The sequence below is a fragment of the Bremerella sp. JC817 genome (genome assembly GCF_040718835.1).
In the GTDB taxonomy this organism is placed as follows: Bacteria; Planctomycetota; Planctomycetia; order Pirellulales; family Pirellulaceae; genus Bremerella.
The window spans coordinates 417501-436860 of the sequence record NZ_JBFEFG010000267.1 but is presented as its reverse complement, the minus strand read 5'-3'; the positions used below and the strand labels follow the sequence as shown (position 1 = coordinate 436860).

The 19360-nt window shown below is 56.3% G+C and carries 15 protein-coding genes and 1 other RNA gene; 3 read left to right on the top strand and 13 right to left on the bottom strand.

Going from position 1 to position 19360, the window contains the following annotated elements:
• Nucleotides 1-379: 379 nt before the first annotated feature.
• Nucleotides 380-1360 (top strand): c-type cytochrome domain-containing protein, encoded by a 981-nt coding sequence (locus AB1L30_RS10520; protein ID WP_367013375.1) that lies wholly within the window; start codon nt 380-382, stop codon nt 1358-1360.
• Between the two features lie 63 nt (nt 1361-1423).
• On the opposite strand, the gene AB1L30_RS10515 is transcribed toward AB1L30_RS10520, so the two are convergent.
• The 12 genes from AB1L30_RS10515 to AB1L30_RS10460 all read right to left on the bottom strand — a co-directional run bounded on the left by AB1L30_RS10515 (nt 1424) and on the right by AB1L30_RS10460 (nt 16551).
• Nucleotides 1424-2209: an alpha/beta hydrolase gene (locus tag AB1L30_RS10515; protein WP_367013374.1), complete on the bottom strand. Its 786-nt coding sequence runs from the start codon at nt 2207-2209 to the stop codon at nt 1424-1426.
• A 74-nt stretch (nt 2210-2283) separates the two neighbouring features.
• A complete protein-coding gene (locus tag AB1L30_RS10510) occupies nt 2284-3438 on the bottom strand; it encodes an LLM class flavin-dependent oxidoreductase (protein ID WP_367013373.1) in 1155 nt (384 codons plus the stop codon).
• A 225-nt stretch (nt 3439-3663) separates the two neighbouring features.
• A complete protein-coding gene (gene fusA / locus AB1L30_RS10505) occupies nt 3664-5757 on the bottom strand; it encodes an elongation factor G (protein WP_367013372.1) in 2094 nt (697 codons plus the stop codon).
• A gap of 637 nt (nt 5758-6394) precedes the next feature.
• Nucleotides 6395-7456, bottom strand: a complete 1062-nt coding sequence (locus AB1L30_RS10500) for a tetratricopeptide repeat protein (RefSeq protein WP_367013371.1) — start codon at nt 7454-7456, stop codon at nt 6395-6397.
• Nucleotides 7457-7598: 142 nt separating this feature from the next.
• Nucleotides 7599-8228 carry a hypothetical protein gene (locus AB1L30_RS10495; RefSeq protein WP_367013370.1) on the bottom strand — a complete coding sequence of 210 codons (630 nt, stop codon included), beginning with the start codon at nt 8226-8228 and terminating at the stop codon, nt 7599-7601.
• A gap of 90 nt (nt 8229-8318) precedes the next feature.
• The gene (locus AB1L30_RS10490) at nt 8319-8876 is read right to left on the bottom strand and encodes a hypothetical protein (RefSeq protein WP_367013369.1); all 558 of its coding nucleotides are present in this window, start codon (nt 8874-8876) and stop codon (nt 8319-8321) included.
• A 69-nt stretch (nt 8877-8945) separates the two neighbouring features.
• Nucleotides 8946-9386, bottom strand: a complete 441-nt coding sequence (locus AB1L30_RS10485; protein ID WP_367013368.1) for a hypothetical protein — start codon at nt 9384-9386, stop codon at nt 8946-8948.
• 106 nt (nt 9387-9492) lie between these two features.
• On the bottom strand, nt 9493-10917 hold the full coding sequence (locus tag AB1L30_RS10480; protein ID WP_367013367.1) for a class II fumarate hydratase: 1425 nt from the start codon (nt 10915-10917) through the stop codon (nt 9493-9495).
• A 298-nt stretch (nt 10918-11215) separates the two neighbouring features.
• The gene (locus tag AB1L30_RS10475) at nt 11216-11863 is read right to left on the bottom strand and encodes a SpoVG family protein (RefSeq protein WP_367013366.1); all 648 of its coding nucleotides are present in this window, start codon (nt 11861-11863) and stop codon (nt 11216-11218) included.
• Nucleotides 11864-11895: 32 nt separating this feature from the next.
• Nucleotides 11896-12855, bottom strand: a complete 960-nt coding sequence (ispE, locus tag AB1L30_RS10470; protein ID WP_367013365.1) for a 4-(cytidine 5'-diphospho)-2-C-methyl-D-erythritol kinase — start codon at nt 12853-12855, stop codon at nt 11896-11898.
• Nucleotides 12856-13125: 270 nt separating this feature from the next.
• Entirely contained in the window at nt 13126-14802 is a 1677-nt protein-coding gene (locus tag AB1L30_RS10465; RefSeq protein ID WP_367013364.1) for a hypothetical protein, read from the bottom strand.
• 9 nt (nt 14803-14811) lie between these two features.
• Complete coding sequence (locus AB1L30_RS10460; RefSeq protein WP_367013363.1) at nt 14812-16551, bottom strand: tetratricopeptide repeat protein; 1740 nt, start codon at nt 16549-16551, stop codon at nt 14812-14814.
• A 256-nt stretch (nt 16552-16807) separates the two neighbouring features.
• Here AB1L30_RS10460 and AB1L30_RS10455 point away from each other — a divergent pair, with 256 nt between their 5' ends.
• On the top strand, nt 16808-17743 hold the full coding sequence (locus AB1L30_RS10455) for a DUF368 domain-containing protein (RefSeq protein WP_367013362.1): 936 nt from the start codon (nt 16808-16810) through the stop codon (nt 17741-17743).
• 9 nt (nt 17744-17752) lie between these two features.
• On the opposite strand, the gene AB1L30_RS10450 is transcribed toward AB1L30_RS10455, so the two are convergent.
• Nucleotides 17753-18766 (bottom strand): MBL fold metallo-hydrolase RNA specificity domain-containing protein, encoded by a 1014-nt coding sequence (locus AB1L30_RS10450; RefSeq protein ID WP_367013361.1) that lies wholly within the window; start codon nt 18764-18766, stop codon nt 17753-17755.
• A 175-nt stretch (nt 18767-18941) separates the two neighbouring features.
• Here AB1L30_RS10450 and ssrA point away from each other — a divergent pair.
• Nucleotides 18942-19301: a transfer-messenger RNA gene (gene ssrA / locus AB1L30_RS10445) on the top strand.
• Nucleotides 19302-19360: the final 59 nt, after the last annotated feature.

Genomic DNA, 19360 nt, shown 5'->3' with positions numbered 1-19360 from the left:
GGACTAGCCCCATCTACGCCCGAATGCGTGGGCATTTCTAAGTGGGATTGAGAATTAAATCGTACGGGCAAAATAGCAATTGCCTTGATGGACCATGGCAGAAAAAAATAGAATAAGGCGGTCGGGCAGCACCCGTCAGCGAATTTTCCCCGCCTTGCCGACCCTCCCTGGATAGAGCTCGCGTTTACGTCTTGCTTATCGGTTTGGAACGATGAGTGTGATTCAGTTCGTCGCGAGTAAATTCCGTCATTGGGCCTTCCCCTGCCGAATGACCGCTGGTTTCCGTCCTTTACTTGGGATGGTACCTTTCGTGCATTACTGGCAGTGCCTGCCCCATCACACCTTACATAGCGGCACCCTTCGACCTTAGTGAGCTTCCATGTACCTCCGCATTGTTTTGGGAATCTTGTTCAGCTTCAGCACTTCACTTGCAGTGGAAGCCCAGAACGTCGTGAACTTTCATAAAGACGTCCAGCCCATCCTGGAGTTCCGTTGCCTGGAATGTCACGGGCCAGAGAAGGCTAAGAATGACTTCCGGGTCGATTCGGAAGAATCACTTGGCAGTTATATCGAGCCAGGCGATTTCGAGAACAGCTATCTTTGGACCGACTATCTGGTCACCGAAGATGAAGACATGAAGATGCCGCCGGTTAATTCGCGTCATTCCGACGGGATGACCGCTGCCGAACTGGCCACGATCAAGCTGTGGATCGAAGAAGGTGCCGACTTCGATTGGCAGAACGATTCGACCGAGGAAGGTGAAACCGAAGCCAATATGCCGGTCGCCGACATGTCGACCTCGTACAAGGCCTTGATCTTCCAGGGACTGTTCCATCCGGCCACGGTTCACTTTCCGATCGGTCTGCTTTCGATCTCGATGGTTTTCCTTGTCTTGTCGAAGATCTTCGGCAAGTCGTTTGAGTCAGCTGCGTTCCACTGCCTGTGGGTTGGCGCCTTGGGGGCGGTGGGTGCCTGTGTGACCGGTTGGGGCTACGCCTTGCACGAAGGCTACGGCGTCGATTACTCGGTGGAAGCGGCGATTGATCGGCATCGCTGGCTGGGCATTATTGTCGCGGCGGGCTCGCTTTGCCTGATTCCGCTTGCCTACGCGGCCTACAAGAAGGAAAGCTCAGGCGCCAAGGTTGGTTGGCTGCTCGGAGCGATTGTGCTGGGCATGGCCGTTTCGCTGGTCGGATACCAAGGTGGTGAGCTGACCTTTGGTGAAGACCACTACGAAAAAGAGTTCGACAAGCTGTTTGTCGACGATCAGCCGAAGATGACCGAAGAGGTCAAGGCCGAGCAGGCCAACACGCCAGAAGCAACGGGCGAGACGGCTAAAGCAGAAGAGACCGCGCCCTAAGCGGCGATTGCCAGGGCGAGGTCTCTCGAGTGGTCGATCGAAAAGTCGTCGAACGGCGGCGACTTAGGCGGACGCCAGGAAGTCGAGCGTCAGCTTGGCGGTTTCCTCGGTCTTTTCGTAGGGAACCATGTGCCCGCATTCTTCCAGGATCGTCAGCTTTGCATTGGGCAAATGCTCGGCGTAATATTCGCCATGAGCGAGTGGAATCAGCTTGTCCTGCCGTCCCCAAATGATGTGGATCGGACTGTCGAGGCGATGCAGGTGACCTGCCAGCTTCGGATCGTGCAGATATGGATTCCAGCCGACGCGTGCCGTCGCTTCTCGTGCACGCAGCCATAACAAGATTCGCGGATCGTTCACGTCCGAAGGAGTCAGATCGAACGCGATCTGGCAATTCGGATCGAAGAACAGCAGTTCGCGCAGTTCATCGAAGCTATCGAGGAACAACTCGGCCATCGGAGCGCCGTCGACGTGCAGACCGGCGGCGGCGATCATCACCAGCGGGCCGATCAGGTTCGGGCGAATCAATTTGATCTCTGCCGCCAGCCAGCTTCCCAGCGACCAGCTAACGACCGGAACGTTCTCCAGGTTCAGTTGCTGCATCAGGTCGACGTAGTGCCAGGCCAGGTCCTGAATGTCGTCGATCTGGTCGAGCCCTTCGCTGAGGGCGAAGCCTGGGTGGGCGGGCAGGTAAACGGTGTACTTCTCGGCCAGCTTCTTATGAAAATCGATCGGCTCGGTCTCGCCGCCTGCCGAGTGCAGGTAAAGAAGCGGTGGCCCTTCGCCCAGGATCGTAAGCTGAATCTTCTTACCGGCGATATTGAGGGATTTGTTTTCGGTTTTCATCATGATGAACTTAGGTGCGTGGGCCTACGTGGTCCCTTGCCTGACCGGCGAAGGGTTGGATAGCGGCGGAAACAGCGTTAGCTGGTCAGCGCCACATTCATTTCTTCGCGGAGGCCTGGCATGACCTTCTCGGCAAACAGTTTCATGCTTCGGCAGGTCAGGTCGTGCGGAAGAGTTCCGAGCTGGAACAAGCCCAGCAGGTTGCCAACGCCGAGCTTCGTAATGCGTTCGGCCAACTTTTGGCGAACCGTGTCAGGGCTGCCCACGATCGCGTAGCCACCCTTCTCGATGTCTTCGCGGGTTTCGCAGGTGCTCATGAACTGCTGCAGGCCCTTCTGGATGCCTGCGATCGAGCGTGCCGAGGTGTAGCCAGGTGGGAAGACTACGAGCCCCTTCAGCAGCTTCTTCACGAAGTACCACAGATGCTTCTCGTATTCAGCCCAGGCCTGCTCGTCGGTCTCGGCACAATAGATCGGCAATAACCAGCCAAGCTGTTCTGGGTCGGTGGTGTAGCCGCACTTCTCGCATTCGTCGCGGAACATATCGAAGTTCCTTTGGAAGAAGTCGAGATGGAAGTACGGGATGCCCATGTAGGCGAAGCGGCGCTGTGCCACGAACTGAATCGTTTCGCGGCTACCAGCCCCGGGGATCCAGATCGGCGGGTGAGGCTGCTGGATTGGGCGTGGCCAGGGATTGACGTACTTCAGCTTCCAATGCTTGCCGTAATGCTCGAACGGGCCCGGTTCGGTCCAGGCACGGATGATCAAGTCGAACGCTTCGCGGTACATCTCGCGGGCGAAGGTTGGATTCTTCGAGAAGCTGTAATATTCTGGGCCACCACCGACAACCAGGCCAGCGATCAAGCGTCCGCCACTGATGCAGTCGATCATCGCGAACTCTTCGGCACAGCGAGTCGGCGGATCGTAGAACGGGATCGCATTGCCAACGACAGCGATCTTACAGTTCTTGGTCTGGCGAGCCAGGATCGACGCCATCAGGTTCGGGCTGGGCATCGTGCCATAGGCGTTCTGGTGGTGTTCGTTGACGCACACCCCATCGAAGCCAAGCTGGTCGGCCAGGACCAATTGATCGAGGTAATTGTTATAGAGTTCCCCGCCATGCACCGGGTCGAACATCTCGTTGGGCAGCCAGGTCCAAGCGGTATCGTACTTCTCAGAAAAATCGTCTGGGAGGCGATCCCATGGCATCAGGTGGAAGGCGAAGAATTTCATGGCTTGCTTGCTCGGCAATCTCTGGTCCCTTCGTCCGGCACGAACGAAGGAGGAAATAGGGAAGCGGAACTGGTCGATCCCGCTGATCCCTATAAAGTCGCTAAATCCGCCATCTATCGCAACCCGAGATGTTGAGACGTTTTGTCGCAGGCACAAAAAAGCCCCCGGTCAATCACTTGGATCTGACCGGGGGCTTTTGGTTAATCAAAGGAAGAAAGCCAGGGCTTACTTGTTGGCTTCCAGTTCCTTGCGGCGTTCGGCAACGACTTCTTCCTGGATGTGCGAAGGAGTCGGCTTGTAGCTACCCAGTTCCATGCTGAAGGTACCCTGACCTTGGGTCATGCTACGCAGTTCAGTAGCGTAACCAAACATCGAGGCCAGTGGAATTTCAGCCGAAATGACGGTGGTGTCACCGTTCATGTCGGTCTGGTTGACCATACCGCGGCGAACGATGATGTCGCCGGTCACTGGACCCTGGAACGCTTCTGGAATTTCAACTTCCACGTTCATGATTGGTTCCAGCAAGGTTGGCTTCATCTTCATGAAGTTCTCGCGGAAGCAGCCCTGAGCGGCGATCTTAAATGCCATTTCCGACGAGTCGACATCGTGGTACGAACCGTCCGAAAGGGTCACTTTTAATCCCACCACTGGGAACTCGGCCAAAGGGCCCTTGCTCATGCAGTCTTCGAAGCCACGCTGAACGGCTGGAATGTATTCCTTAGGAATACGACCCTGGCTGATCTTGTCGTCGAAGACGAAGTTTTCGGCACCTTCGGTGTCCTGCGGCAGTGGTTCCATGCTGCCCACGATGTGAGCGAACTGACCGGAACCACCCGTCTGCTTCTTGTGCTTGTAGTTGTACTCGACCTTCTGGGTCGGGCTTTCGCGGTACGAAACCTTTGGTGGGCCGGTGACGACTTCCACCTTGTATTCGCGCTTGATTCGCTCGACGTAGACGTCCAGGTGCAACTCACCCATGCCTGCGATGATCGTTTCGTTCGTCTCAGGATCGGTGAACACGTGGAAGGTTGGGTCTTCCTTACGGAAACGCTGCAGGGCCTTGCTCAGCTTGTCGCTGTCGTCTCGGCTCTTCGGGGCGACCGAAATCTTGATAACCGGGATCGGCACGAAGATGTTTTCCAGCGAGCAGAACTCACGTTCCTTGGCGTAGGTATCACCGGAAGCACAGTCGATACCAGTCACGGCGATAATATCACCGGCAGCTGCGTTATCGATTTCTTCACGCTTGTTCGAGTGCATTCGGACGATACGAGCAAAACGTTCGGTCTTGCCGGTACGCTGGTTCACGTAAGGCTGACCCTTTTCGATCGTACCCTGGTAGATACGCATGAAGGTCAACTGACCGTAAGGATCTTCGACGATCTTGAAGGCCATACCGACGAACGGTGCCTTGGGATCGCAAGCCAGCGGGATCTTCTTTTCCGAGTCATCGAAGCTGTTAGCGCTGTACTTCACTTCCAGTGGCGAAGGCAAGTAACGCACGATCGCATCGAGCAGCGTCTGGACGCCCTTGTTCTTGAAGGCGGTGCCCATGAAGACCGGGGTGATCTGCAGACCGACGACGGCGTCGTGGGTGGTCTTGTAGATCAGGGCCTTAGGCACTTCTTCTTCGCCCAAGAGCAGTTCCATGATCTCGTCGCTGTAGTTCGACAGAGCTTCGAGCATGTCGTGGCGAGCGGCTTCGGCCTTGTCTTGCAGGTCGGCCGGAATTGCTTCCTTACGGACCGTTTCGCCCTGGGCACCATCGTAGTAGATGGCTTCCATTTCGATCAGGTCGACCACGCCCTTGAAGCTGTCTTCTTTGCCGATCGGGATCTGGAAAGCGATGGCGTCGACGCCCAGCTTGTCACGCATCTGCTTGATGACGCTGTCTGGGTTGGCACCGGTACGGTCCATCTTGTTGATGAACGCCAGACGCGGAACCTTGTAACGCTTCATCTGACGGTCCACGGTGAGCGACTGAGCCTGCACACCACCGACCGAGCACAGAACGAGGATCGCACCGTCGAGAACGCGGAGCGAGCGTTCCACTTCGACGGTGAAGTCGACGTGCCCAGGGGTGTCAATCAGGTTGATCGGGTGACCATTCCAGGAAACGCTGGTTGCGGCCGAGGTAATCGTGATACCGCGTTCCTTTTCCAGTTCCATGTGGTCCATGGTCGCGCCGTCGCCACCACCGCGAACTTCTTCGATTTTGTGGATACGACCACTGTAGAAGAGGATGCGTTCGCTCAGAGTCGTCTTACCGGAGTCGATGTGAGCCGAAATACCGATGTTTCGTAGTTTCTTCAGGTCCATAATGTCACGATTGAAATGAAAAACTGGTGTAAGGGTGCAATGGGTTCGGGAGGTCTCGGTGGGTAAGGAGAGAGAACCCGAGCCGTAAATCGGAAACAGAATCCGGTAAAACCGCTACTGACTCGTCTCGGACATCGGGCCTGGTCTGCCCCTGAAGGGACCGGCTAGGCCAGCATATAGTGATCCGCCATCTTACTCGTTTTGGTTCTTCCCGCTAGATCACTTGGGGAGAACCGGCGCATATGTCCAGAGGGGAACGTCAGCCTACGCGGCGGCTGAAATTCCTGGTCCCACCACAATGGGACGTTGCGTCGGAAGAATGAGAAGAAAGATGGTCTTCATAAAGGTGAGGGATCGGAATCCCTGTAAAGGCTTAACTGACCAATAGTTAACACCGAATGGCAAGTCCCTATCGTCACTCATGCGCCCTTAGGCCGAATGACATTGTCTTAAGGGATGGCAAATCGCCCTAGTTGCCAAGCTTCTTATTTGTATACCAAGGGCATCACCTCGGGAAGGTGAAAATTTCACTGAATTTTGTCCCTGCGGGATTACCCTGAGGTTCAGAGCAGTTCGCTCGTAGAAAGGTTCACTTCGGCCAAGGCGAAAGTCCTTCCCTAATTCTTATTACGCCCGGTTATCGCTTCGGTTCGCGATAGGGCTGGCGGCTTTCGTAGAGAGCCAGGCGATGTTGGAGAAACGGCTTCTCGGACTGCGGGGCCGCTTTCATCGCTTCGTTCATCCGCTGCTTGGCGACATCGAACTGCCCCATTGCAGCTTCCGCCGCGGCCAGTGTGTCGTAGTAACGGAAGTCGGCCAGGTCATTCTGGGCAACGGCTGCTTGGGCGAATCGCAAGGCGAGCTCTGGGTTGCGGAAACCATCTTCCGGGCACGTAGCCAAGATCCAGGCCAGCCCTTGCTGGGCACGCGGCAGGTCTTTCTCGATCGTCAGCGCCTTCTTGTAGTCGAGGATGGCTTGCTTCCAGAGGCCCAGGTCGCTGTAGGCATCGGCCCGGTTGGCCAGGACGAGGGCGTTTTCAGGCTCCAGCTTCACGGCCTGGTTGTAGGCGGTCAGAGCGGCCTCGAAGTTCTCGAGTCGGTAGAAGCAGTGTGCCTGACCGGTCATCGCCCCGATATCCTTTGGGTTGATCTTCAGGACCGCCTGATAGTTCTTGAGGGCGGCCGGGAACTGGCCGGCTTCGTAAAGCAGTTCCGCCTTGTTGTATAAAGCGAGCTCGAACTTCGGGTTCAAACTCAAAGCCGAGTCGAGATCGGCCAGGGCCTTCGCATTTTCCCCGATCATCGCGTAGGAAACGGCCCGATTATGGATCGCTTGCCAATGCTTGGGATTCAGTTTGATCGCTGCCGAAAAGTCTTGCAGGGCAGCGGCTTCCAGCATGCGGATCTTATCTTCGTCGTCGGTCATCAGCGACGTTTCGGCGTAGATCTCGCCCCGTTTGTTGCGTGCCCAGGCCTCGAGCTGGATGAAGTAGTCGACCTGGGTTTGCGTCATTTCCAGTTGCTTGGCTTCGTCGCAGACCTGAATGACCTGGGTCAGTTCGTCCTGCGATTGAGCCGATTCGCTAAGTTCGGCGGCTTGAGCAACAAGAGTTTTAACGTCCTGAGCCGACGACGGCGCAGCCCAGGCCAGAAGGATGCAACACGCCAAACCAGTTTGGACGAGCGTTGTTTTCAACACGGCGAATCTCACTCCAGGACATCGAACCCTATGGGGTTTCCCACATAGCTACCGGTCGGGAATGTAGCGAGTTCGCCAGAACAGCAATAGAGCGATTCGCGATAGCAGTGCTGGTAGGTGGCCCCGACCAAGCAACGCTTAATCAACGCCCTGAGTGTTGGATGGATTCGGACAACTGGATCACCGACGTCGTGGTTTGCTCCATTTCCCGCACCAACCGCAAGCGGATCGACAGTTGCAGGTTTTCCACTTTCAAGCGATCGAGCTCTTTTGCCGGGTCGGAAGGTAAAGAGTCAGCCAGGCTTTGCAGTCGTTTGAGGCGATTCGCGTAGCTCTCGAACCGGTCTTTCCCAGCGTAGGGTTCCGTCGATGCCAGGTCATCTTCGGCGGCTAAAAGCGAATCGATCCCGATCTTACCATCGCGGTAGCTAGCCTGGGACAGCTCGTAAATCTTTTGGGCAGACTGATGCCGTTGAGGGTATAGCAAGGTATCAGCATCGCGGCATTCCTGGCGGAATTTCTGGGCATCTTCTTTAAGGATGGCTGCCTGTTTCTTTTGCTCTGGTGAATATTGATAGTTCCTGACAAGGCCTGGCCTCAACTCTCTGGACTGCTTGTAGATTTGCTCGACGTGCGTAATTAGCTTCTGATAGTCGATCGGTTGGCTGCCCATCTCGGAGGCCTTTGCCGGAGACTCCGGTTCCTGGGCCAAACCGAAGGGGGAGGCAGCTAACAGGAAGCCTGCGGATATCAGGACAGGGAAAATCTTCATCGATCATTCCTTGAGGCAAATTGAATCTTGAAATCCGCGCAGGTGAAGAGTTGGTCGGAGAACTATGTGTTCCATGGGAAGAAGCGGGCTCTATTTCCTGCCCTGATAGCCACCATGGTTGAATTGCTCGATAGCATCCAGTTGGTCGATGGAGGTTTTCAAGTACCGCTCCTTCACTTGAATCAGGTCGATCTCGAATGAGTCCGTGTTTTGCCGCTTCTCTTCCAAGAACGCCTCGATACCTTTCAGACGCTTCATGCGGTAACGATACCCATGCCAGGAATGGTAGTCATATTCGGCATCCGCAAGCCGGTCTTCATATTTTAGGAGCAAGTCGAGACCAACTTCCGCCGCGTCGAATTTGGTTTTGGTTTGTTCGTAGAGTTTTTGAAGCATTTCCACACGCTCCTTTTTCATCGTCTTGATCTTGTCTTGATTCTCACTGCTGCGTTGCTCTTGACGCTTCTCCTGTTCCCGTCGTTCGGCGAGTTGTCGCTCGATGTCGGCTTTTCTCGCCTCCGACAGCTTACGTTGCAGGCCGTCGATTTCTTTTCGGATCGCTTCGGGGTCAACTTTGGCGGTCGGAGCTTCCGGCTGTGGTTCGGTCTTCGTGTTTTGGGCGAATAGTGGGGCAGCGAGCAGAACCAAGAGTGGCAACGTCAGGCAGAAGGGTTTTATTGTCATAGGAGGCTCCATTTCCGTTGGGAAGTGAGTTGCTTACCGCTTCGTTTCATCATCCGTATCACGCAGCATGTCGATTTCGGCCTGGAGGCGAGCTGCTTTGGCGGCCAGGTAGGTATCCAGGCTGCGGATGCCTGACTTGAAGCCCTGGTCGAGAGATTGTTCTTGTTTGCGAAGCGACTCGATTCGGCGTTTGTGGATTTCCATTCGGGCCGCTGCCGTCGGGGTCAGTTTGAGATCGGCCACCGCCAACTTTTCTTCGGCGGCAAGCATCTCTTCAAAGCCACCTTGTCCCGACTCGAATTTTTGGGTGGCGTAGTCCAAGGCGGACTTCAGGGTGGCTCGACGCTCTTTTTGAAGCTCGAGGATCTTTTCCGCTGCATTCATTTTGGCGGCTGGCATGGGCTCTTCTGCGAAGACGAGTAAAGAGCCTGCCGAGATCGTGACCAGCGCAGCAAACACAACGAGATAACGCATCGTTCATTCCTTTCAAAGTCCAAGAACGAAAAAGCCCTCAGGCAGAGGGTTCCTGCCTGAGGGCCAGTTTATAACTGCGTTTCTTAGCAAGCAAACTAAATTGCGCTTACTCGTGCGGGAAGGTCATCTTCCACGGATCGAGGGCGTCTTTCAGCTCGGCAGGTTTGATCTCGCCTTGTTCCTCGGCCAGTTCGCGAATGGTCTTGCCGCTCTTGAAGGCGTCTTTAGCCATCTTCGCGGCTTTGTCGTAACCGATCAGCGGGTTGAGGCTGGTGCACATCGACAAGCTTTGCTCGACGGCGGCGTTGCACTTTTCTTCGTTCGCTTCCAGGCCATCGATGCAGAAGTCGACGAAGGCATTGCACGAGTTGGCCAGCAAGTGAATGCTCTCCAGGACCGTGTGCCCCATGATCGGCATCATGATGTTGAGCTGGAAGTTGCCACCAGCGGCACCGCACAGCGACATGCAGCCATCGTTGCCAACCACCTTGGCGGAAGCCTGCATCATGCTTTCGCTCATGACCGGGTTCACCTTACCTGGCATGATACTGCTGCCTGGTTGACGATCTGGCAGGATGACTTCAAAGAAGCCGCAGCGTGGACCACTGCCCAGCCAACGAATGCTGTTGGCCAGACCAAACAGCGTGGTGGCGATCGTCTTTAATTCGCCGTGACACTGAACCAGGCCATCGCGGTTGGCGTTCGCTTCAAAGTGGTCGACCGCTTCGATGAACGGAATGTCGAGCCCTTCGGCCAGGGCCGCACAAACCTTCTCCGAGAACTGCGGATGGGTATTGATCCCGGTACCAACGGCCGTACCACCGACAGGAAGTTCGAGCACCGATTCCAAGGCGATTTCGGCACGCTTGATCGACAAAGCGATCTGGCGTGCGAAGCCACCGAATTCCTGACCCAAGCGAAGGGGCGTGGCGTCCATCAAGTGCGTGCGACCGATCTTGATGATCTTGTCCCAAGCCTTGGCCTTTTCATCGAGTGCCTTGTGCAGCTTGGTCAGCGCTGGGATCAAGTTCGACTTGATCTGCATCGCGACAGCTACGTGAATGGCCGTCGGAAACGTATCGTTCGTGCTTTGGCCCATGTTGACGTGATCGTTCGGGTGAATCGGCTTGGCGGCTGCCAGGCGATCGCCACCGATGATTTCAATCGCACGATTGCTGATCACTTCGTTGACGTTCATGTTGCTGGAAGTACCACTACCGGTCTGGAAGACGTCGATCGGGAACTCCCCGTCCATCTTCCCTTCGCGGACTTCGATACAAGCATCGAGCAACGCTTTGACCTGGTCATCGTTCAAAGGGTTCTTACCGGTGCCGGTCAACTTGCCCAGATCGCGGTTGGCGATCGCACAGGCATACTTCACCCAGCCCATGGCGTGGACCAAGGCTGGTGGCAACGTCCATCCGCTGATCGGAAAGTTCTCGACGGCTCGCTGCGTTTGAGCGCTGTAGTAAGCATTGGCGGGAACTTGAACTTCCCCCATCGAGTCTTTTTCAACACGAAATTCGGACATGTCGTTGGGCCTTGATCAAACGGGTGCTAGGTGGAAGGTGCACCACAGATGCGAGCGAGAGCCCAGGAGACCATGGAATCACGCGATTCCACGCAAGAGAGGAACGTCCGCCAAGGGGCGTTTCATCCATGCTTCCCGAGAATCCCTGCCTCTGAGGTTTCTGTCGCGGAGGCCGGTCTTCCGCGCCGCTTTTCGAAGTGTAAAGCAGCAGGAAAACAGGCCGTCGGCATCTGGATGCCGCAAGGGTTCATTTTAGAGCGGTTCCCCAGAAGGCGAAAGAAGAGGCCGAGCCGGCGATCTAGTCGTCGAAGATGCCTTCCCCGAACTTGCGGGGGCGAGAACTCGCGGAGCGATCCGAATTGCTGGAAGGGCGGGAATGCGGGCCTTTGAGTGTCGATGAAGCTTCGCTGTGAGGTGGATCCATCGGCTCGGCCGCTTCAGACGCCTCAGGTGTTGCTTCGGTTTTGGGGGCCGAGCGGTGCGTCGTCGAGTGATCGTGATCCTCGTCGTGATCGTAATCTTCGCCCGCGTCGCTGAAGTAGTCGTCGTACTTCGATCGGTACCCTGGCCGTTTTGCTTCTTCGATTTCGTTGTGATATTCGGTGATGACCCGGGTCTGGATCTGTTCGCGACATTCCGAATTAATCGGATGGGCGATGTCGGCATAAAGCTTGGCCCGTTGATCTGAACCACGTTCGATCGAAGGCTGTTTCAGCTTGATGCCGCACTGGTTGCAGTACGCGGCGCGAAGATGGTTTTTGCAGCCGCAGTTCGAGCAGTGCCCGGTGAGTTTACGACTGGGCATGGCGACAAACGGTCCGTTGGCTCCTTCGATGATCTTGAGATCACGGATGACGAAGGCATCGTCGAAGGTGATGGAGCAGAATCCTCGCAACCGATCGCTGGAATCTTCCATCAGCTTGATGCGGACTTCGGTGATCTTCACGGTTGCATACTCCCGGACGTTAAAACGCGGTGTCAGTTTCTCAGCGTACGAATCCCACACGTTGTCACTGGAAATACCATGCCGACTTTCTGGGCCTTCAGGCGGGCAGCCACCTGGCGGGCGTGTGTTGAACTACGACAGATGGCAAAGTATCCAGAGCCGCTGCCTGACATTTGATGGGCAACGACATCCAATTGTTCGCATGTAGTGGCCAGTTGGTCGACTCTCGAAGAGATCTCCCGGGCCGGTGCGATGAGGCGATTGGTCAAATTTCGAGGGATCGACATTCGTTGATCCGACTTCAGGTTGGCCAAAATGGGATCAGCCGAATCGGGAACTTCCGGGATTCGGCAGCGGCGATAGGCCTCGGCGGTCGAGACGCCCCCGGGGGGACGGATCAAAACCAGATCGAGCCGTCGCCCAGGGAAGGACTCGATTTTTTCTCCCCGGCCGGTCGCCATCGCCTGGCCACTTCCAAGCTGGCCGGCATGCAGGAAGAACGGAATGTCGCTTCCCAGGCTCGCGGCCAGTTCACTTAGACGATCGATCGACAGGTTCAGCTTCCAAGCCAAATTCGCCGCAAACAAGGCAGCCGCCGCATCGCTCGACGCGCCACCGAACCCCGAGGCGGATGGAATCCGTTTCTGTAAAACAACTTTCGCGCCTTGGCGAACTTTCTCTTCCGTTTGCAGCAACTTGACGGCGCGATAGACGAGATTCGTCTCTTGGGGAGGCAAATCACCTAGCAATTGACCGGCATCGCCGATTTGCTTGGCCTGCGCAACTTGCCCTGCATCCCAGGCACAATCCAAGGTGATCTCGGGATGATCGCTCGTGGGGGTGACTTCCAGGCGGTCGAACAGCGAGACGGCAACCATCACCGTTTCCAGTTCATGAAATCCATCCGCACGCTTTGCGAGCAACTCTAGAAAGAGATTGATCTTCGCGGGAGCGAGGACGGACACCTTGGAAGCCAATCGCTGGAACAACATCCGTGCCAACCTGCTGATGCCTTGGGAAGCTTCTTCCGCAAAATCACAACGCTGCGCAAAGACGCGTGCCAGTCGAACCTAGATGGGAAGAGCCACTTGAAGCGATTACAAATGTTTCGATACTGCGCGCACTACGACCAAGACGGGCGAGTGTTAACGCAATTTATCCCCCCCTCTCGGCACGGTCAAGGTAATTCGCTAGCGGATTCGACGGGGGCTAAGAAGAACCGCGAATCGTACACCTTTCGCGCGGAATAGGGCGCGAAGCCCTTACGGCCGAAGCTGGGAAAGCAACTCCCGGGCTTCCAGATAATCCGGGTCGAGTTTTAACGCCACCTTCAAAAGGGCGACACTTTGTGCCGGGCTATGCCGCTGAAGAATCTGAGCCATCAAAACGTACGGCTCTGGGTCGGAAGGGTTCAAGCGGATCGACAGGTCGAGCAATGTGATTGTTCCCTCCACATTCCCCTGAGCGATCGAGAGTTGGGCCGCCTGAAAGAGCGACTCACCGTAGTACGGATCGAACGGGTAATTGGGGTTCAACGCCATCGTCTTCTCGAGAAACGGAATGGCAGCCTCCCAGTCGCCCTGAAGAATGTAAGCATGAGCGAGCCCGTGGTAGCCCCGTTCATGCATCGGATTCTTTGCGATGACATCGAGCCACATCGCTTCGTCCGAGCGGTAAACTTCGTTCCGGGCCAGCGTTACGCCGCCATAGATCACCACGAGTAGTGTCATCGCGGCGATCAGCTTGCGAGATTGCGCTGGCACATCGTCCTTGGGGGCCAGCCGCCGAATCGCTTCCCATAGTCCCAGAACGATCAACGTCAAAGGAGCAGCTAAGGGAAGATACATCCGGTGCTCGAAGACAATATCTTTGATCGGCAGAATGCTCGAGGTGGGTGCCAAGATCAAAAAGAACCATCCACCCACGAAGCTAAGCTGAGGGGACCGAACGACTGCCCAGCCAGTGAGCCCGAGCGCAGCAATGACCACGAGTCCTGGCAGGATCGCTTCCGTGAGGGAATAAGTGCCACGCCAGCCATGGTCGAGCGACTGCCCATCGGGAACGAGCGTCAGGCGTAGGTAGAACGGAATCGCCTTGGCCTGGCTGTAGAGATACTCCTTGGGGCCGATGACGTGGCGGATCGGTCCCTGGGCGGTGTATTCGATTTCTTCCACTTGAACAACGCCGCTGACCGCATGCTGGGACGTCGGCACCCAGATAACCTGAGCCAGGATCAGCCACGAAGCGAAGAGGCCTGCATAGAACAAACCGCGTTGCCGCAAGAGCTGTCGCCAAGACGAGGCCAGGAAAGCACGGTCGTACCAAAGCATGACCAGCGGCAGCACGATCGCAACTTCTTTGCAGAGCACCGCCGCGAAGCTGGCGATGATGCCGCCGGCATACCATGGCCAGCCTCGCTTGGACGAAGCTCCCCATGCCAGGCAAACCATTGCCAGCAGAAAGAACATACCCATCAGCGATTCGTATCGCTGCACGATGTAGGTGACTGATTGAGTCTGCAGGGGGTGCACGACCCAAAGAATCGCGATGGCGGCCGCCAACAGCAGACCAGGTTCGCGGTAACGTGTGGGGACCGAGGGAAGTTGCAACGTGCGGTCGACAAAGACGAATAGCAACAGGCCGGCAAAGACATGGATCGCGATGTTCACCACGTGGTAACCGACGAGACTTCCGCCGTCGGCAACATGGTTGAGTTGCCAGGTCAGGGCGACCAACTGCCGAGTCCGGGTAGGGATGCTGTCCCAATCGAGTTTCTGGAAATCAGGATTGGCTTGAACGGTGACCTGACCATCGAAGTGGAACGGATAGTTGAACGTGCGGTGGTAAGAAACCAGCGTGGCGAGAACGATCAATCCGCATGCCAGCCAGTAGTGCAGCCAATTCGCGTTTCGAGTTTTCAGGACGCTGTCTGTCTTCATCGAGGGAACTCACTGCGGTTTGGCTTTCGCTTCCCGGGCCATCTGCCGGACGACATCCAAGTTGCTAGAGGCAAGTGGGAAGTCAGGGCGAATCTCGATCGCGACTTCATAGTGCCGGATCGCCTCTTCCAGATTGCCTTGGCGTGCCAGCAAGTTCGCCAGATTGTTGTGAGCATCGGCGTTGTTGCCATTTAAGGCGATGGCTTGCTGGTAGTGCTGCTGGGCCGAGACCGGGTTCGATTGGGCCAGCATCGCACCCAAGTTGTTGTGAGCCTCGGACATCCCTGGCTCGACGGTGACGGCCTGGGTGAAGAGCCGCAAGGCAAGCTCTGGGTTTCGACGACGCTCCAGCTTGCCCAATGCGACGCAGGCCTCGGCGTAGGCGGGATCAAGCTGAACCGCCTTCTGCAGGTAAGGCAAGGCGGCATCTGGTTCTTCAAGCTCGAGGTAAGCCTTGGCAACGCCATACTGCGCCCGAGGGTAGTTCGGGGCTTTCGCCGCCGCGTCACTCCATAAGGCCAACGCCGATTGATAGACCTCGTTCCGCGAGATCGTAATTCCACCGAAGACGACTGCTAGCAGGGAGACCGAAATCACGGCATTGCGGGCCGCGATCTGCGAGTCATTCATACTGGCGGATGAGAGACGTCTAAAGCCCTCGAACAAGCCCAGTACCAGCAAAGCAGCGATCGCCGCCAGGGGGACGTACATGCGATGTTCGACGGCGATATCTTGGATCGGCAGAATACTGGAGGTCGGGGCCAGGACCAGAAAGAACCAGCCACCCAGAAAGCTCCAGCGAGGAAAACGGTAGATCGCCCAGACGGTTAGACCCAGCAGGAACAACACAAGCAATCCTGGCAGAATTGCTTCACCCAGAGACCGGGTCGCTTTCCAGCCATGGTCGATCGATTGGCCGGCTGGAAAGATCGCCAGTTGCAAGTAGAAGACAATCGCCTTGGCCTGACTAAGCAGATATTCCCAGCTTGAAACCGGGAGGCTTTGGACCTGATCGCCGGCGAGCGTGGTTTCGGTGACGTAGACGGTGTTGTGAGTCTCGAAGTTTTCTTTGCCCAGCGTCAGGAAGCCGGTGTACAGCACCCAAATACCGAGCGTGGCCAGATGCAGCCACCAGCGATGGGCAACCAGCGATCGCCAAGACTCGCTGAGAAAGGCCCGGTCGTACCAGATCAGCACCAAGGGAAGAACGACTGCGACTTCCTTGCAGCCGCCTGACAGGTAAGTTGCTGCGATGCAGCCGGCATACCACCAAGCTTTGCGGGAAGACTCCGCACTCGCAGCCAGGCAGTAGACGGCAATCAGGAAGAACATCCCCATCAGCGATTCATATCGCTGGATGATGTAAGTGACGGCCTGGGTTTGCAGAGGGTGCACGGTCCACCAAAGGGCAATCGCCCCGGATAGCATCGCGGCGTTCTCTCGGTAATATTCTGGAATCGCTGACAAGCGTAGCGTTCGATAGCTGAGTCCAAGCAGGGCTAAGCCGGCCACGGCGTGGATGAAAAGATTCACCACGTGAAAACTGACCGGAGACGTACCGAAGCTGTGCCGATGGAGCTTCCACGTCGTGACAATCAATTGACGAGTACGCGTCGGGAAGTCGTTCCACGAGAGGGAATCGAGCTGCGGGTTGTTGGCGATCTGCGTGGTGCCATCGAAATGGAACGGATATGCGAGCGTCCGATGATAGAGGACGGCCGTCGCGATCAGGATGGCGAAGATAAACAAGGCCAGTATCCTGCGATCGGAACTGGCGAAAGCCGCTGACATAGGAAACGCTTCAAGAAGTTACCGCTCTAAATGAATGCCGAGAAAGGCTCATCCTAGCCAAGCCATCTTCGATTCCCAGAAAACGAGGCCTGCGATTCAGGCGATTTCTTGAAACCTTAATCTCGCCAAACTCCCAAGCTGCCCTGCCCTCACCTGCGGAGGTTCTCTAAAATCCACCCTTTGCAGTATTTGAGCATCCTGGGACCGAGCGGCTATGAAACTGTTGAAAATCGATGCGATCAGGCACTTCCTTTGCGGGATTGCTATGGGAGCGGCCGATGCCGTCCCAGGCATCTCTGGGGGAACCGTCGCGTTGGTGCTGGGGATTTATCGCCGCCTGGTCGACGCGGTGAGTCAGGTCAACGTTGACGCCGTCAAGCAATTGCGAGGCCGGCAATGGAAAACGCTGGCTACCCGGTTTGATATCTGGTTCCTGCTTTGCTTGCTGGCAGGAATTGCCTGCGGCTTGCTGACGTTTGTGGTTCTGCTGCACGAACTTATTGGGGAAGCCGATCATCCCGCCACGACGCGTCCGTTCGTGTATGCCGTGTTCTATGGAGCGATCGTCGCTTCTGGCTACCTGGTGGCGAAGATGGTCCAGCCTAAGGGCACTGGTCACATGGTCCTCTGCATCTGTCTGGCAATCGGTGGAGCGGCCTTTGCCTGGTGGCTGACTGGGCTGCCGGCGCTGAAAGCCTTCGACTCCGCACCCAACCCGATCGTTTCGTTTTTGCTGGGGGCGATTGCGATCTGTGCGATGATCTTGCCAGGGATCAGTGGCTCGTTCCTGCTGCTAGTCTTTGGAGCCTATCATTACTTTAGCGGCGTTCCGAAAGCGCTTCTGAAAGGGCACCTGGTGTGGGAAGACCTCGTTGCGTTCAGCGTGTTTGCGTTGGGGTGTCTCGTAGGACTTCTGTCGTTCAGCAAGCTTCTGCGATGGATGCTTCATCACCATGAAGCGGTCACGCTCTCACTGATGGGCGGTTTTATGATGGGAGCCCTTCGCAAGTTGTGGCCATGGCAGGTCGACAACGTCCCGTCTCCCTACGCAGCCGAGGTGCCGATCTGCATTGGATTGATGTTCGCAGCGGCAGTGGTTGTGGTCGTTGTCGACTATCTGGCACGCCCGAATGTCGAAGAGCAGATCTAGGCGGAGAATTTATTCCAGCCACCGGGCATCATGACCGCGGCCGCGAAGTTCCTCGACAAAGCTCTTCGGGCCGTGGGTACAGAAGACTGCCTTCGGCGAAAGTTGTTCGACCGCGGATAGCAACTGGTCGAAGTCGGCGTGATCAGAAAGCGGGATCCAGTGATCGTTCGGCGCGGTCCGCTGCCGGCGAGGATCCATCGCCCAGCCGGTGACATGAAACCGTTCTACGTGCAAAGCACCTGGCAGTCCGCCTGCAGTTACCGAGCGTGGTGGAACGATCACCGCGCAGCCCGGGACTGGTCGGCCAGAGTAAAGCCTAAAGTCTCCCAGATCGCAGCCGGCCTCTTGATAGATCTGGCTGATTTCGTAAACCGCCGGATCTTGCAGCACCGGTATGCCGGCCGAAGTCAGAATCTTGGTGACTTCCTGCGACTTGCCCAGCACATACGCCGAGATCACTGGAGTCGCTCCACGGCTGATGGCTTGCGTGACCTTTTCGATCAGCATTTCGACTACTGTCGCACGAGCCGGCAATCGGTAGCGAGGGTGGCCGAACGTGCATTCCATGATCAGATAGTCTGCCTGGCACAGCTCGGCAGGTTCGGCCGTGGCCGATTCTTCCAGGCGAAAATCCCCGGTGTAGAGGACCGAGCCGCGCTGGTGCTCGGTATACAGCATTGCCGAGCCAAAGATGTGCCCGGCCGGCAGGGCTTTCAAAACGTGGCCAGCCACCTCGATGGGCTCGCCCCAGGGCATGACCTTGGTGGTGACGTTGCCGAGCCGATGCCGAACGAGCCGTGCCGTCGTTTCTGTGCAAAGAGCCAAGGCATGATGGGCCGCATGGTCCATATGGGCATGCGAAATGAACCCAATGGCCTGCCGGCGTGTCACATCGACGGCAATTCTTGAGGGGAGTAAGAATAATCCCCGATCGATGCCAAACAGCCCGGAAACGTGCCCTGGCGGCTTCGGAAGTGGAGCCATTTCAGGCGACAGCCACTGCTGCCCGGAATTTTCTGCCACGTTGGTCGCTTTTCTTTAGGGCAAGGACAACCTAAGATTAACAAAAGGAAATCGGGCTCCCCGCCGGGAACCGAACTTCCGTTTTACTCAATTCTTCAAGCCAAGTGGGATAACTGCCGATAAGCAGAGGACTTCCACACGCTTGGGATTGGGTGTGTAAGAACAACTTTACACCGGGGGCGAACTGGTATCGACCGGATAGTCTGAAGTGTAAGTTGCGTGTCGTGGTTGGTCAGCAGGCCACGTAAAAAGCAGACCAAACAATAATTGCAAACGATAACTTTGCACTGGCTGCCTAATTAGTTGTAGCCCCGACTGAGGGTCTTTGTCGGAGAGACCTGAAAGTCGGACGCCAATTCCGACTCGCTGATGGTCACGTGGAGCACGCCTGAGGCCAAAAACTGTTCTCCTCTAGTCTTCCAGGAATCCTGCCGATTGGAGTCCTGGTTGGCGAAATTTAAATAATCGAATACACACGTAGACGCTTGCATGGAAATATCGCGGCACGCGGGTTCAATTCCCGCCGCCTCCACTTAAAGGCACTTACGATTCGTCGTAAGTGCCTTTTTCTATTGGCATTTGCGACAAATCGCA

Bases quoted from the DNA above. Each gene is read 5' to 3' on its own strand.
- AB1L30_RS10480 (WP_367013367.1), bottom strand. From the start codon at position 10,917: ATGTCCGAATTTCGTGTTGAAAAAGACTCGATGGGGGAAGTTCAAGTT.
- AB1L30_RS10515 (WP_367013374.1), bottom strand. From the start codon at position 2,209: ATGATGAAAACCGAAAACAAATCCCTCAATATCGCCGGTAAGAAGATT.
- AB1L30_RS10520 (WP_367013375.1), top strand. From the start codon at position 380: ATGTACCTCCGCATTGTTTTGGGAATCTTGTTCAGCTTCAGCACTTCA.
- AB1L30_RS10495 (WP_367013370.1), bottom strand. From the start codon at position 8,228: ATGAAGATTTTCCCTGTCCTGATATCCGCAGGCTTCCTGTTAGCTGCC.
- AB1L30_RS10465 (WP_367013364.1), bottom strand. From the start codon at position 14,802: ATGAAGACAGACAGCGTCCTGAAAACTCGAAACGCGAATTGGCTGCAC.
- AB1L30_RS10455 (WP_367013362.1), top strand. From the start codon at position 16,808: ATGAAACTGTTGAAAATCGATGCGATCAGGCACTTCCTTTGCGGGATT.
- AB1L30_RS10510 (WP_367013373.1), bottom strand. From the start codon at position 3,438: ATGAAATTCTTCGCCTTCCACCTGATGCCATGGGATCGCCTCCCAGAC.
- AB1L30_RS10485 (WP_367013368.1), bottom strand. From the start codon at position 9,386: ATGCGTTATCTCGTTGTGTTTGCTGCGCTGGTCACGATCTCGGCAGGC.
- fusA (WP_367013372.1), bottom strand. From the start codon at position 5,757: ATGGACCTGAAGAAACTACGAAACATCGGTATTTCGGCTCACATCGAC.
- ispE (WP_367013365.1), bottom strand. From the start codon at position 12,855: ATGTTGTTCCAGCGATTGGCTTCCAAGGTGTCCGTCCTCGCTCCCGCG.